The following is a 14,780-nucleotide window of genomic DNA, read 5'->3' as shown; positions in this document are numbered from 1 at the left end:
ATGGGGAACTGGCTGATTGGGTCCGCCGCTTTGGCACTGGCAGCGCCCGTGGGGGCGCAAACCGCCGCACCGGCAACGCCCTTGTTCGCAAGCGATGCGCCGATCAACCTCGTCATCCGCGGGCCCATCAACTCGCTTGCCTCGAAAAGGTCGGAAAACGCCCGGCCGGGCACGCTGACGCTGAAGGATACGGGCGCCAGCTTCCCGATCATGCTCACCCCGCGCGGGATCACTCGCAAGATGAGCAACATCTGCTCCTTCCCGCCGCTGCGCGTGGAATTCCCGCAACGCCCCCCTGCCGGAACCTTGTTTGAAGGCCAGGGCCGGCTGAAGCTGGTCACGCATTGCAAGGGCTCGGCCGATTTCCAGCAGAAGGTGCTGCTCGAATATGCCGCCTATCGCCTCTACAACGCGATGACCCCGCTCAGCTTCCGCGCACGGCTCGCCAATATCGATTATGTCGACGACAGCGGCCGCCCGGTGACGTCGCGGGTCGGTTTCTTCATCGAAGATATCGACGACGTTGCCCGCCGCAACGGCGTGGTGAAGGCGAACACCGGGGCGATGGTTCCCCTGGCGCAGATCGAGCCGAGCGCCGGCGCGCGTTTCGCCGTCTTCAATTATATGATCGGCAACCTCGACTGGTCGATGCGCGCCGGGCCGCCGGAAGAAGGCTGCTGCCACAATGGCCGGCTGGTCGCCGCGCCCGGGGCAACGCAATATCAGCCGGTGCCCTATGACTTCGACTTCTCAGGTCTGGTCGATGCGCCCTACGCAACGCCGCCGGAAGGGATCAAGGTCAACAACGTCCGCCAGCGGCTATATCGCGGCTATTGCGCCCATAACGCCCATTCGGCGGCATTCGCGGCGGCGACTTCGGCCAAGCGGACCCAGCTGATCGGCATCCTCGCCAGCATCCCGGGCATGGAGCCCAAGACGCAGGCCAAGGCCGCGAGCTATCTCGAAGGCTTTTTCAAGGACCTTGACAGCGGGAAGCTGCTCAAGACCTGTATCGGCTAAGGCCTATTCCTTCTTTTTCTTGTCCGGCTCGGGCGGCGCCGCTTCGTCGACGCCGTCATAGTCGGCGAGGTAGCGCTTCATCCCCTTGCGCTCGCCATATTCAGTCAGCCACAGGAATGCGAAGACGAAGTTGAAGGCGATGCTGATCGTTGCCGCAAGCTCGACCGCGCCGATGCCCGCGCTCAGCCCGATCGCCACCGAGCACAGGATGAACAGCGCGTCGCCCGAGCTCTTGAGGCTGTTCTTGAACCGCACCGCGCCCGCGATGCCGGCCAGCGCGAAGGCCAGCGCCAGGCTGTTCTGGACGATGATGACGATGCCGGTGACGACCATCGGCAGGATGATGATCGTGTTGACCAGGCTCTGGTCATATTCCGCGCCGCTGCGCACCGCCATGTACACCCGGCTGACGGGAATCGAACACAGGATCGCCCCCACCAGCGCGACCGCCAGCCAGAACAGGCTCTCGCCCATGTTGCCGACATTCTCGGCCTTGATCGTGTCCTGCGCTTCCAGCGGGCCCTTCGACGGCTGGCTGATCAGTTGCTCGACCCCGCCGACGGGCAGGGATTCGCGCAACTGCGGCCAGATCATCAGCGCGAAGTAGATCAGCAGGCCGATGCCGACGTAATAAATCACCAGCAGGCCGATCAGCCGCGCTGCTGTCATCCGCGTTTCTTCCATCTGCTTTCCCCCTTGACCGGCTTCAATCCCAGCTATGGATCATGTCGCGCTGCTCGATCTCGTCGGGCAGCTTGTACGGCTCAAGCGGCTGGAGGACGCTGTAGCGCTCCTTCGACGGCTCGTGATCGAGCGGCGGCCAGTCGATTTCGGCCAGCGGCAACTCGGTATCCGGCACGCGGTCGAGGAAGTCGCGCAGCAACGTCAGCCGCCCGACCTGCTGGTCGTTGAATTCGATCAGGGTCCACGGCGCGAAGTCGGTATGCGTGACCCTCAGCATCTCTTCTCGCGCCTCGGTGTAGGCGTCGTAGTGGAGCCGCGCCTGCTGGTCGATCGGCGACAGCTTCCAGCGCTTCATCGGGTTGCGCAGCCGGTTGCCGAAGCGCAATTCCTGCACCGACTGGTCGCAGCACAGCCAATATTTGAACAGCATGATGCCGTCGTCGACCAAATGCCGCTCGAATTCCGGCACGGCTTTCAAAAAGGCTTCGACCTGCGCCTCATCGGCATAGCCCATGACCTTTTCGACGCCGGCGCGATTGTACCAGCTGCGGTCGAACAGCACGATCTCGCCCGCCGCCGGCAAGTGGTCTATGTAGCGCTGGAAATACCATTGGCTCTGTTCGCGCTTGGACGGACTGGGCAGCGCGACGACGCGGCACTGGCGCGGGTTGAGCACGCGCGCGAACATGTCGATCGATCCGCCCTTGCCGGCCGTGTCGCGCCCTTCGAAAATGACGACGATGCGCTTGCCCTTCTCGCCCACCCAGCGCGACAAGGAGACGAGCTCCTTGCCCAGCGGCTTCAGAAGCGCCTCATATTCCGGACGGTTGAGCTTGCTGTCCCCACTCATGCATCGGCCCCCTGCGCGCACTTTGGCACGGCCATTTGCAGAATGGAACACTTCGGCGCGGCGGCGCGTCGGGCGGCCATGCGCCGCTTGATCGACCCTCTTGCCCGCGCGGCGTTCACGGCGGCGCACAAGGCGCTCAAGCTTGGCTGGTTCGTGCGCCGCCCGCGCACTTTCGGCGCGCATGCGCTGGCGCTGACGTCGGACCGCAAGGCGATCCTGGTCAAGCTGCGTTACGCGCCCGGCTGGCGCCTGCCCGGCGGCGGCCGCGGCGAAGATGAAGACAAGGCCGAAGCCGTGCTTCGCGAGCTCCGCGAGGAGATCGGCATGACCGCCCACGGCCGCGTCCGTCTGTCGTGCGAGCTTGACGAGGTGACCGATTGGAAGCGCGATCTCGCTTCGCTGCTGGTGGTCGAGGACGTGCGCTACACGCCGCGCCGCTGGTCGTGGGAGATCGAGCGCATTTGCGAAGCCGAGCTCGACGATTTGCCCCGCGACATGTCCCCGCGCGCCGCGCGCTGGATCGCCGCCATCCGCGACGCGCTATAAATCCACCGCATGCACCGCTTGTTCGTCGCCATCCGCCCGCCCGATGCGATCGTCGACCGGTTGATCGACGCGATGGACGACAGCCCCGACTTCAACTGGCAAAGCGACGAGCAATTGCACCTGACATTGCGCTTCATCGGCGAGGTCGAGCGGCCGACCGCCAACGACCTCGTTGCGGCGCTCGCCCAGATCCGCGCCGAGCCGTTCGCGCTGCGCATCAGCGGCGTCGGCCGCTTCGAGCGTCGAAATTCCGGCGCCTTGTGGGCCGGCGTCGAACCGCGAGCGCCGCTCGCCGCGCTCGCCGCGAAAATCGAGCGTGCCTGCCAGTCCGTCGGCCTCGCGCCGGAGCGCCGCGCCTTCCACCCGCACATCACGCTGGCCCGCTGGAAAGGCCGCCGCACGCTCGAACTCGAAAGCTTCCTCGAACGCCGCAAGGACCTGTCGAGCGACCCCTTCCCGGTCGACCGCTTCACTTTGTTCGAAAGCCGCCTGTCCAAACATGGCGCGCATTATGAGTCGGTGGCCGACTATGCTTTGGCCTGATCAGGCCGTCAGGGTTCCCATGCCTGGGGAGCGCAGGCCGCCGGCCACTTCCTCGATCATTCGCTCGATCCGCGACATCCGGCGCTCAGCGTCGCGCTCGCGCTGTTCGCGGATGCGGGCAATGTGAAGCGCGCGCGCAACCCGCTCGGCAATGTCGGCCAGCGCCTCGCGCTCGTCCTTGCCGAACAGGCTGCCGTCAGGCCGCGGACCGAGCAGCAGCCACCCGATCGTCTCGGGTGCATCGCCGCTGTCGACGCGAAGCTCGACGCGGGTCGGGAACAGCGGGTCGGCGCCGTCGATCTCGATTAACGGCCCGCCCGCCGCGCCGGTCCAGCCGCCGCGCCATTGCTGCACGGCATCGGCGCCGACCCCGCGCAGTCCGGCAATCAACGCATGACTGCCCTCGCCGATCACCACCGCCGCGCGCGACGACCGTACGCCCGCCTCAACGCGGCTGGTAACGGCGGCGGCCAACCGCTCGACGGTGGCGGTCTCACGCAGATCATCGACGCATTGCGGCAAGCCCTGCCGCAGCCTGATCAGCCCTTTCTGGAAGCGTCGCTCGGCCCAGATGTGGACGCGATTGTGCAGCGGCACGATCAGCACCGCGGCCATCGCCGCGCCGATGATGCCCGCGCCAACCCCGATGCTGTCGGCGAAATAGCGTTCGCCGACGATCTCAACCACTTTCTCGCTTGCCGCGAACAAAGCGACGAAGCCGAGCGTCAACACACCGATCGCCGCCGACCGTCCGATTACGGCATCGGCATCGTACAAGCGGAAGCGCAGCACCGACACCAGCAGCCCGCCGACCATGCTGGCAATCGCAAGCACGAACAATGTTGTAGCGATGATCGGCAGCCATGCCTGGCGCCAGGGCGTCGCACTCGCCGGCGAGCTGTAAAACGTCAGTGTGGCGATCGCGCACATCAGGATGAGTACCCCGATCGCAAAGCCGAAAAAGGCCCAGCGCATTTGCTGCTTCTCGCTGCCCGCGCGAATACTGCGGTAACGCCGCGCCATCACTGCAGCAACCAGCACGAACTGCAGTGCAAATATCAGGTTGGTGACTGTTTGACCGAACGGGTTTGGACCGGTGATCGGGAGTGAAGCGACGCAGAACAGAGCCACACCGACGGCGAAGCGGGATGGGAAGCGGCCATCGGGAAAGATCAGCATCGTCGCGATCATTCCCGTCCAGCCGAGAAGGTTGATGCTGTCGCTAAGCACCATCAATCCGGCGACATCCCACAGGTCCCCACGGTGGGTCATCGCGATGCACAAGAAGGCCGCACCAAGCAAAGCGGCAACGGGCGCTCGCCGAATGGGATAGAGAAAGATCGCTGCGACGACGAACAGCGCGGCCACCGCGACGTTGGTCAGGATCGCGACCCAGGTGACGGTCTCATGGCTGACGCCGGTTCCGGCCAGTTTTTCCGCGACATGCGCCTGGCGCCTGGTGAGCACGACCTCGCGACTGGCCTCGTTTGCGCCGCGCAAGGTTAGGCGGACCGTTTCCCCTTCGCTTTTCGTCAGCAAGGGCCGAATTGACACATCCGCATATAGGCCGCGCGGCACCTCGCGCCCATCGATTGCCAGCACTTCGTCGCCGAACCGGACACCCGAACGGCGCGCCTCATCACTGTGCACGGCGGAAATCTGCAAGAAGCCGTCGTTCGAGTGCATGTCGATGCCAAGCGGCGAGAACACCGGCCGCATGCTCTTGCCATATTGGGAGTATGCGCCGAACCCGATCGCCGCGATCGCAATCGCCAGCGCCAGCCACCAGAAGCCGGTGTACGCCGCCAGCACCCGCCCGCGCAGCGGCGGGATCGCGCGCCACTCGCGCGTGGGCCCTGCTTCCTCCCCCGCGGCCGCAACATCGCCCATCGCTTACTCCCCCGGCGGGCAGCTTAGCCAGTCGGGAGAATAAGCCAATGCCGCCCGCTGCCTAACGCCCGCCAAGCTCCGCGACGATGTTCGGTGCCGGGTAGATTTTCTCCAGCGCCTCCTGGATTGCATCGGCCGACACTACGACGGTCCGGTTCTGCGTCCCGTCATACCCATAATTGCCGGCGATGCTGTGGATGTTGCCGTCGAACGCCGCACCGATCACCGCGCCGTTGCGGTCGATCACCGGCGATCCGCTGTTGCCGCCGATGATGTCGTTGGTGGTGACGAAGTCGTACACCGTATTGGGATCGATCTTCGCCTTGGCGGCGATGAACCCGCGCGGCAGTGCGAAGGGTTCGGCGCCGGTGGCGCGGTCGAATGTCCCGCCCATCAATGTCACCGGCGGCACCGCGCGTCCGCGCTCGGTCCATCCGGCGACCTTGCCGTAACTGATGCGCAGCGTGAACGTCGCATCGGGATAGATGGTGTCACCGTAGGCCGCGAAGCGCGCGTCGGCGAGCTTGGCTTGCGCCGCGGTGACCGGACCCTGGTAGCGCTCGTCGAAGTCTTCGGTCAGCTCACGATAACGCGGGTCGAGCTTGCGCGCATAGACGATCAGTGGGTCCTTGGACGCCTCGATCGCCGCCTGCCCGCCGTTCCACAAGGCGCGGCGATAAGCGGGGTCGGCCAGGCGCGTTCCGGTCACTAGCCGCCGTGCCAGCCCCTCGGGCGATTCCTTGCCCAGCAGCAGGCGCGTGTCGGGGTCGTCCGCGCCCAGATATTCGCGTGCCTTGCTCAGGCTCCACTCGAGATACAATTGCTCGAGCCAAGGCACGATCGGCTTCGAATCGAGCAATTGCTTTTCGAGCAGCGGAAGAGCGCTGTCGCTATATCCGGGCAACCGCTCCCCATTGGGCTTGGCGCGCTCGGCGGCGGCGCGCACCAGGGTCGCGGCGTAACTGTAGAGGTCGCTGGTCGGCTGGATGAAGCGGTAGGGCACGTAGATTGTGCGATACGCCGCCGTCGCGGTGGAAATGTCGCTCCACGGATTGCCGATGGCAGCATTGTTCGCGCTTTTCGCGCGCAAGTCGCGCTCGGCCTCGGCAAGCCGACCCATGAACGCCGGATCGTTGAACGCGCGCTGGCGGCCGAGATAAACCTTGAGCGCATTCTCGACGCTATCCAGTTCGTCCTTCCCCTCGCGGTAGCGCGCCGGGCTTTGCTTCATTGCGCTGATCAGCCGGCCACGCAGCTCCGAATAGAGCGTGACGTTCATCGGCGCGCTGATCTCGCGTGAGAAGGCCAGCTGGTCCTGGGTCAGCAGCCGCTGCGTCGACCCCGGATTGCCGACGACGAAGGTCGCCTCGCCCACGACCGGCGCCCGCGGCGCCCACGCCAAATGCTGCGGCGTGTTCACCGGCTGCCCGTTTTCATAAGCGCGCAGGAACGCGGCATCGAGCGAGTAGCGCGGGAAGTTGAAATTGTCGGGGTCGCCGCCGAACTGCGGCGCCGCCGCCTCCGGCGCCCACACCACCCGCACGTCGCTATATTTGCGATAGGTGTAGAGCTTGTACTGACCGCCGCCGTACAGCGTCACCACCTGGCAGCGCGTCGTCTTGGTGTCCGGGCAGCCCGCGCTTTCCAGCGCCGCCGAAGCTGCGCTACGCGCCTTGACCGCCGCGGCGCCGGTCGCGTTCCCGGTGGCGTGCTTGATCTCGGCGGTGACGTCGCGGATCTGGGTCACCACTTCGGCCTGCTGGCCCGGGCACAGCTTTTCAGCCGCCCGCGTCGCCGCGTTGAAGCCGTTCTTGAGATAGTCGGTCTTGGCGCTCGACAGGTCCTGCAGGCACGACGAAATGCAATGGTGGTTGGTCAGGATCAGCCCGCTGGGCGAGACGAAGCTGGCCGAGCAGCCGCCGGTCAGCCTGACCGCCGCCGCGCGCACCTTGTCGAGCCAGGCCTGGTCGGGCGCCCAGCCGTAGTCGGCGCGCATCTTGGCGGCGGGGAAAGCATCGAAGGTCCACATCCCCTCGTCCGCGCGAACGGCCGATATCGGGATGGATACGGCCGCCAGGAAAGCGGCCACGCGGGCAACAGGACGCATACCAACACACTCCACGCAACAAGTCACAACAACGGTGCGGCAACCTGCACGAAATCGGCCGCCGCGCAAGCGCGGATGGTTGCGCGGCAAGCGCGTCGCACCCACATCGCGGCGCGAGCGTTGACCCGACGCGACACCTCACGCTAAGCTAGAACATAAACGGAACAATGCTGACTCATATTTCTGTGCGAGGTGCGCGCGAGCACAACCTCAAGGGCGTCGACGTCGATATCCCGCGTGAAAGCCTGACGGTGATCACCGGGCTTAGCGGCTCGGGCAAGTCGAGCCTTGCCTTCGACACCATCTATGCCGAGGGGCAGCGCCGCTACGTCGAAAGCCTGAGCGCCTATGCGCGCCAGTTTCTCGAGATGATGCAGAAGCCCGATGTCGAGCATATCGACGGCCTCTCGCCCGCCATTTCGATCGAGCAGAAGACCACCAGCCGCAACCCGCGCTCGACCGTCGCCACGGTCACCGAGATCTACGATTACATGCGCTTGCTGTGGGCGCGCGTCGGCGTGCCCTATTCGCCCGCGACCGGCCTACCGATCGAGGCGCAGCAGGTCAGCCAGATGGTCGACCGCGTCATGGCCCTGCCCGAAGGCAGCCGCCACTACCTCCTCGCCCCCGTCGTCCGCGGCCGCAAGGGCGAGTATCGCAAGGAGCTCGCCGAATGGCAGAAAGCGGGCTTCACCCGCGTCCGCATCGACGGCGTCTTCTACGAGATCGACGAAGCACCCGCGCTCGACAAGAAGTACAAGCATGACATCGAAGTCGTGGTCGACCGCATCGTCGTCCGCGAAGGCATCGAGCCGCGGCTGGCGGATTCGTTCGAGACTGCGCTCAAGCTGGCGGAAGGCTTGGCGTATCTGGACCCGGCAGATCCGCCCAGCGACGCCATCCTCGTTCGTCCTGAGCGGAGCGAAGCGCAGTCGAAGGGCGCTGGCACGGACGCCCTTCGACTTCGCTCAGGACGAACGGAGGCTGCCGAAAAGTCGGGCATGAAGCTCGACTACGCCCCCGCCAACCGCATCGTCTTCTCCGAAAAGTTCGCCTGCCCCGTCTCCGGCTTCACCATCGCCGAGATCGAACCCCGCCTCTTCTCCTTCAACGCCCCGCAGGGCGCCTGCCCCGCCTGCGACGGCCTCGGCGAAAAGCTCATCTTCGACGAGGATCTCGTCGTCCCCAACCATGCGCTGAGCATCGCCAAGGGCGCGGTCGTGCCGTGGGCCAAGTCCAACCCGCCCAGCCCTTATTACATGCAGGTGCTCGCCAGCCTCGCGCGCGCCTATGGCTTCGACCTCCACGTGCCGTGGGCCGATTTGCCCGAGGAGGCGCGCCGCGTGATCCTCCACGGCACCGGCGGCAAGGCGGTCACCCTGCGCTTCATCGACGGCAAGCGCAGCTATGAGGTCAAGAAGGCGTTCGAAGGCGTCATCGGCAACCTCAACCGCCGCATGCTCCAGACCGAATCCGCGTGGATGCGCGAGGAGCTGTCGCGCTACCAGTCGAGCCGCCCGTGCGAGACGTGCCACGGCGCCCGCCTCCGCCCCGAGCCGCTCGCGGTCAAAATCGCGGGCGAGGACATCAGCCTCTCCAGCCGCCGCAGCGTCGCCGACGCGCTCGCCTGGTTCACTGCGCTCCACACCAAGCTCACGCCGACGCAGAACGAAATCGCGCACGTCATCCTGAAGGAGATCAACGAGCGCCTCGGCTTCCTCCACAATGTCGGGCTCGACTACCTCCACCTCGACCGCACCAGCGGCACCTTGAGCGGCGGCGAGAGCCAGCGCATCCGCCTCGCCTCGCAGATCGGCAGCGGCCTCTCGGGCGTCCTTTACGTCCTCGACGAACCCTCGATCGGCCTCCACCAGAAGGACAACGACCGCCTGCTCGAAACGCTCAAGCGGTTGAAGAGCCTCGGCAACACCGTCCTCGTGGTCGAGCATGACGAGGACGCGATCCGCCACGCCGACCATGTCATCGACATGGGCCCCGGCGCGGGCGTCCACGGCGGCACCGTCGTCTGTCAGGGCACGCTCGACGAATTGCTCGCGTGCGACACCAGCATCACCGCCGATTACCTCAGCGGCCGCCGCGAAATCCCGCTGCGCGAAACCCGCCGCAAGGGCACCGGCAAGTTCCTCACCGTCACCGGCGCGACCGCCAACAACCTGCGCAACGTCACCGCCAAATTCCCGCTCGGCACCTTCACCTGCGTCACTGGGGTCAGCGGCAGCGGCAAGTCATCGCTGACCATCGACACGCTCTACGCCGGCACCGCGCGCGCGCTCAACGGCGCGCGCATCCCGTGCGGCCCGTGCGAGGGCATCAAGGGGCTCGAACAGCTCGACAAGGTGATCGACATCGACCAGTCGCCGATCGGCCGCACCCCGCGCTCCAACCCCGCGACCTACACCGGCGCCTTCACCCAGATCCGCGACTGGTTCGCTCAGCTGCCCGAGGCCAAGGCGCGCGGCTACAAGCCCGGCCGCTTCAGCTTCAACGTCAAGGGCGGCCGCTGCGAGGCGTGCCAGGGCGACGGCCTGCTCAAGATCGAGATGCACTTCCTGCCCGACGTCTACGTCACCTGCGACGTGTGCCACGGCCAGCGCTACAACCGCGAGACGCTCGAGGTGAAGTTCAAGGGCCACTCGATCGCCGACGTGCTCGACATGAACGTCGAGGAGGCGGCGGATCTGTTCAAGGCGGTCCCCGGCATCCGCGACAAGATGCGCATGCTGCAGGAAGTCGGCCTCGGCTACATCAAGGTCGGCCAGCAAGCGACCACGCTCAGCGGCGGCGAAGCCCAACGCGTGAAGCTCTCGAAGGAGCTGTCACGTCGCGCCACCGGCAAGACCCTCTACATCCTCGACGAACCCACCACGGGCCTCCATTTCGAGGACGTCCGCAAGCTGCTGGAGGTGCTCCACCGCCTGGTCGAAACCGGCAACACCGTGGTCGTGATCGAACACAACCTCGACGTCATCAAGACGGCGGACCATGTGATCGATCTGGGCCCGGGCGGCGGCGTGAATGGCGGCGAGATCGTGGTGACGGGCACGCCGGAGGAAGTGGCGGCGGAGGCTAAGAGCTTCACCGGGCAGTATCTGGCGCCGCTGCTGGCGCGAGCGAGCCTCAAGCCGAAGGTGGTGGCGACGAAGCCCCGCAAGCCCGCCCGTTCGTCCCGAGCGAAGTCGAGGGATTTGATTGACGAAGAGCCGAATTTGATTGGGGCGAATTAGGCCTATTTCGCAGCTTTCTTAGCGGCTCGAACAGCGTCGCACATCAATCCCTGCAGTTCGCCGTGGGCCTCTGCAGTTGTGAGTAGACCGGCCTGCTCGGCTGACGTGAAGTCGCCACTCGCGTGTAGTGTCGCTAGTTGGACCAAGAGCGGGGCCCCGGCATAACCATCTCGGATCGCCTTTTTTCGGGCCGGAGAACCCTGCCTACACACAATGTATGTGAGCAGAGACCTCACCACCTCGTGACGGTCGCCATCCGATTGGTATTTGGCTGCGAGTGCCAAAAGTTCGCCTGACACTTTCGTCATTCGCCTCGCAATTAATGCAGCCCAAGCCCATTGAAAATCTAGCATCTGCTCCGCAGCATCGACGAATGCCTTATCGATTTTGGGACGATGTTTTTCGTCGGCTACGAACCGGTTGAGGTACAGGGCATACTCCTTGGCCTTGTCCGGACTCCTCGCCCATCGGCTGAGTACGTAATCGAGGGCAGCAGGATCTGAAGCGCGACGAAAAAATGCGAGGCAGAACGCTTCCGCCCGATCACGTTCGTCTCCCTTAAATTCTTCCAATCGATCGAAAATCTCGTGAGTAGCTGCCAGTTCCACTTCCTCCTGATCCGGCACCGTCTCTACGGTTTCGATGTAACTTTCAGACCCATAATCTCCTTCTACTTCGACCTCCTCGTAGTCTGTAAGCAACTCCTCGGCCTCTGCCTTCGCTCTAGCAAACGCCTTGTCCAGTTCCGTCTCGTCACGAAGAAGCCGTTTTGGTAACGTAATAAATGACTTGCTTTCATTTAAGGCAAGGTCGTATTCCCGCAACCTTTTGACAAACCTAGGGAAAAGATCCTTCAGTTGGTCTTGTGTTTCGAAGAGGATATAGTAATCGTCAACATATCTATAGTAGGCGAGTCCGCTATCCCCTACGAATTCATCGACACCAATAAGGTAAGCGTTTCCAAGAACGTCCGATCCAAATGAACCTTGAACCAATCCGCGGGAGCTTCGGTCTATTGTCAGTCCGCCTAGAAATCTCTCCGTAAATTTCACCATTTCTGAAGAGAAACCTTGGTGTTCAAGCTGATTAACCAACTCATGCTGATTAACGGTAGTGAAATATTGCGCAACGTCACACTTCAAAACTAGGGTGTATTTGCCAGAAGTCGCCTCGATCTCGAAAGCTTCGCGGAGAGCAGTCCACTGCCCAGAAGCCAGTAGAAAGCCCTCACCTTTCTTCTTCGCTGGTTTGTAACTGTATACGTGATCCCTATCTATCCCCTTTTCAGCAATCGGCTGAGCCTCTTGCCCAATGAAGTGATATACGATCCGATCCTCAGGAAGAAGGACGGTTCCCGGGCGGAAGTAGTTTGGGCCGATTATTGGCGCCTGCCTCGTGGAGACGCGAGTTCCTTTTGGAACTTCCATTTCGATAGGCGACTTTGGGCCGTAAGCACTTTTGGATAGCTTCTCAGCTACCAAATCTTTCAACTTGTCTGCGCAATGTACGTAGATGGCGTCGAGTTGCGGTAACACAAAGAAGTCATTGAACTGGTCCTGTCGGACACGCCCAACATCAACCTCTTTCTTGAGACGCTTAATAAGTGGGCCATCCAGACCAAACGTAGCCATTCCCAGGCCTCTTAGTAATTCGCGTCGATCCGGCGAAGTGACGCTGCCGTAATCGGTTGCCGGAGTCTAGGTGTTAAACGGAGCGGCCAGTACCAAACGCTCCTCCACCCGCCGCAGCTCAGCGGGCGTATCACCGGCGACAACCTCAACATACCCAATCCCCGCCCGCCGCAGGGCTTCCTTCTTGACCGCGTCGCGCGCGGCGATGGTGTGGGCGCCTTTGTAGTGGCCGCCGCCCTGATATTCGATCCTGTGGAGCGCCTTAGGGCTTGAGCAGCTTGTCGTAGCTGTCGGTCCCGTCGAGCGCATGCTGCGTGCGCTCATAAAGACCCCACATTTCCTTGCCCTTCGCGTGGAAACGGACGGCGCCGGCTCTGACCAGCAGTTGGCGCAATGCGTCATCCTCAAAGCCGCCGACATGGTGCTTGATCACGTCAAAGCTGCGCAGCGCCCAGGTTTCGTTCGACAGCAATTTGCGGATTAAGGTTTCGGCCCGGAACTGCAGCCGGAATTCCTCGCGCATGCGCTGCCGCGCGAGCAGGTAGGCCCCGCCCGACGTCAGCAGCGCCGTCACCGCGGCGGTTGCGATCGTCTGCCACATGATCTGTTACGAGAGCGGCCCGGCCACGGCGGCCGCCGTCTAAGCCGGGCCAGCAAACCTTAGAACGGACCCTTTGGGTGGTTCTGCTCCCACTCCTTCGCCTCTTTCTCAAGGTCTGCGGGTTCGGCCTTGGTGGGCTCGGGCGTATTTTGCATCGTGCCAAAGTCGGGGTCGTCGACCAGCTTTTCCATTGCCTTATCGGTTTCTGTGTGACCCGTGTCGGGTGCTTTATCGTCGGCCATCGTCATTCTCCTTCACGAATTCGATTGGAACGCGGGTACAGTCGGAATTGATCTGGTCGACCGCCTCAGAAGGCCTTCTTGTCTTCGGCGTCCTTCCAGTCCTTCGGCAGACCGTCATAGGGCTCGGCCGGAGGCTTATCGGGGTAATCCCCGGGCTCCTTGAATTTGGGCACGCCCTTTTCCGCACCTCGTCGCCGGGAATCTCCGGGTGTTGACCCTCCTCCGGGTGGATGGCTTCTTTCCAGCCGCCACCCGGCACTTCCTTGGGCTTGGGGTCCTTCCACGGTGGATAGGTCGGTTCCGGTGGGAAGTCCTTCGGTCCGGGTTCGAACGGCTCGTCCTCGTCCTTGGGTTTCATGGCTTTCTCCCCTGTGCATTGCGCACATTCTGTGGGTCCGTCCGGAAACGGTGCGGGCTTACACCCATGGTTTGAGGGTTATTTTCCGCCTTTGGTCTTGTCGCCGGAGGCGGGACCGGTCGGCTTTTCGCCGGCGGTCTTCAACTGGTCGATCATTCCGCCTTTGCCGTACATGTCCTTGATGCCCTTCAGGCCTTTCCCGACGTCTTTTCCGATGTTGTCATTGCTCATGGTCTGCTCCTTCCATCGCGGTCGTGACGTTCGACCCGACTCGTGCCCCGAGCTCCAGCTTATTAAAGCTGCATCAACTTTTTCAGTTATGCAAAAAGTTTACCAACTTGGCTTGGCCGCCATCGGACGTGCGACCGCTACTCGCATCGATTTCGCTGTCCTACAGCACCCCATCCGTGCCTTACCCTGCCGGATGCCGGTCCTGAGCCATGTCGAAGGGCGCCTCTCGCCGCTAACAAAAGGTCACACCGCGCCGCGCGCACACGGAGGCGCTGGCCTCATCGCGCACGCGCTCGAACGTGAACTTTGTGACTTTTCGGGTCTGGGCCCGCGGCTACCCGCCGATCGCCGCGATCTTGGTATTTGCCGGGGTCTTCTTGCGCCGGCCCATCGACCAATTGGCCTGCAGCCGCACCTGCGGGTTGGGGACGCACCAGATCTCGCCGCCGTCGTCCATGCCGACCATCCACAACAGGTCGTAATCCTGGCCGTAATCGATCACCGCGATGGCGACGCCGGTGCCGCGGTCGGTGACGTGCAGGGGGATCGGCGGGGCGAGCTGGGTGAAGGCCATGCCCCCCTAACCCGCCCGTCGCGCCGCGCGTTCCGCGTTGCGGCCTTAAGGTCAGGTGCGGCGCCGGCGCGGGCACGCCCGCTCGCCAACGCAAAGTTAATCGCGGCGCTTGTGCGCGTGAAAGTCTGCCATCCGACTCTTCCTGCCCCCGCCGCGGCTCGGCCCGCCGTTAAGCCGTTTCCATCGGCCGCCGCAGCCGCTTTGACGGGCGCGAGCCGCCCGCAAGAGGCGGCCGAAATGGGCGGAATGTCCCTCATT

At 63.8% G+C, this 14,780-nt stretch carries 13 protein-coding genes; 4 read left to right on the top strand and 9 right to left on the bottom strand.

Annotation, left to right across the window (positions count from 1 at the left end):
• Positions 1–1,020: a hypothetical protein gene (locus H9L13_RS05595; RefSeq protein ID WP_187539756.1), complete on the top strand. Its 1,020-nt coding sequence runs from the start codon at positions 1–3 to the stop codon at positions 1,018–1,020.
• Between the two features lie 3 nt (positions 1,021–1,023).
• On the opposite strand, the gene H9L13_RS05590 is transcribed toward H9L13_RS05595, so the two are convergent.
• Positions 1,024–1,704 carry a DUF4956 domain-containing protein gene (locus H9L13_RS05590; RefSeq protein ID WP_187539754.1) on the bottom strand — a complete coding sequence of 227 codons (681 nt, stop codon included), beginning with the start codon at positions 1,702–1,704 and terminating at the stop codon, positions 1,024–1,026.
• 22 nt (positions 1,705–1,726) lie between these two features.
• Positions 1,727–2,554, bottom strand: coding sequence for a polyphosphate kinase 2 (gene ppk2, locus H9L13_RS05585; protein ID WP_187539752.1), 828 nt, complete (start codon positions 2,552–2,554; stop codon positions 1,727–1,729).
• Positions 2,555–2,632: 78 nt separating this feature from the next.
• On the opposite strand from ppk2, the gene H9L13_RS05580 reads away from it, so the two are divergent.
• Together H9L13_RS05580 and thpR are read left to right on the top strand one after the other, a co-directional pair.
• The gene (locus tag H9L13_RS05580) at positions 2,633–3,100 is read left to right on the top strand and encodes an NUDIX domain-containing protein (protein WP_187539750.1); all 468 of its coding nucleotides are present in this window, start codon (positions 2,633–2,635) and stop codon (positions 3,098–3,100) included.
• A 9-nt stretch (positions 3,101–3,109) separates the two neighbouring features.
• Positions 3,110–3,643 carry an RNA 2',3'-cyclic phosphodiesterase gene (gene thpR / locus H9L13_RS05575; RefSeq protein ID WP_187539748.1) on the top strand — a complete coding sequence of 178 codons (534 nt, stop codon included), beginning with the start codon at positions 3,110–3,112 and terminating at the stop codon, positions 3,641–3,643.
• On the opposite strand, the gene H9L13_RS05570 is transcribed toward thpR, so the two are convergent.
• A complete protein-coding gene (locus H9L13_RS05570; protein ID WP_187539746.1) occupies positions 3,644–5,533 on the bottom strand; it encodes a S41 family peptidase in 1,890 nt (629 codons plus the stop codon).
• Positions 5,534–5,594: 61 nt separating this feature from the next.
• Positions 5,595–7,640: a S46 family peptidase gene (locus tag H9L13_RS05565; RefSeq protein ID WP_187539745.1), complete on the bottom strand. Its 2,046-nt coding sequence runs from the start codon at positions 7,638–7,640 to the stop codon at positions 5,595–5,597.
• Between the two features lie 167 nt (positions 7,641–7,807).
• Here H9L13_RS05565 and uvrA point away from each other — a divergent pair, with 167 nt between their 5' ends.
• Positions 7,808–10,885 carry an excinuclease ABC subunit UvrA gene (gene uvrA / locus H9L13_RS05560; RefSeq protein ID WP_187539743.1) on the top strand — a complete coding sequence of 1,026 codons (3,078 nt, stop codon included), beginning with the start codon at positions 7,808–7,810 and terminating at the stop codon, positions 10,883–10,885.
• A gap of 2 nt (positions 10,886–10,887) precedes the next feature.
• On the opposite strand, the gene H9L13_RS05555 is transcribed toward uvrA, so the two are convergent.
• From H9L13_RS05555 to H9L13_RS05535, 5 genes are all read right to left on the bottom strand, one after another.
• Complete coding sequence (locus H9L13_RS05555; protein WP_187539741.1) at positions 10,888–12,516, bottom strand: RNA-directed DNA polymerase; 1,629 nt, start codon at positions 12,514–12,516, stop codon at positions 10,888–10,890.
• A gap of 262 nt (positions 12,517–12,778) precedes the next feature.
• On the bottom strand, positions 12,779–13,117 hold the full coding sequence (locus H9L13_RS12605) for a hypothetical protein (protein WP_223176485.1): 339 nt from the start codon (positions 13,115–13,117) through the stop codon (positions 12,779–12,781).
• A 59-nt stretch (positions 13,118–13,176) separates the two neighbouring features.
• Positions 13,177–13,359, bottom strand: coding sequence for a hypothetical protein (locus H9L13_RS05545; protein ID WP_187539737.1), 183 nt, complete (start codon positions 13,357–13,359; stop codon positions 13,177–13,179).
• A gap of 436 nt (positions 13,360–13,795) precedes the next feature.
• Positions 13,796–13,948, bottom strand: a complete 153-nt coding sequence (locus H9L13_RS05540) for a hypothetical protein (protein WP_187539735.1) — start codon at positions 13,946–13,948, stop codon at positions 13,796–13,798.
• Positions 13,949–14,282: 334 nt separating this feature from the next.
• Positions 14,283–14,522, bottom strand: a complete 240-nt coding sequence (locus tag H9L13_RS05535) for a hypothetical protein (protein ID WP_187539733.1) — start codon at positions 14,520–14,522, stop codon at positions 14,283–14,285.
• Positions 14,523–14,780: the final 258 nt, after the last annotated feature.

Source organism: Sphingomonas lutea, assembly GCF_014396785.1.
Taxonomy (GTDB): domain Bacteria; phylum Pseudomonadota; class Alphaproteobacteria; order Sphingomonadales; family Sphingomonadaceae; genus Sphingomicrobium; species Sphingomicrobium luteum.
Note: the sequence above shows the minus strand (reverse complement) of the source record. Positions and strands in the feature narration are given on the sequence as shown.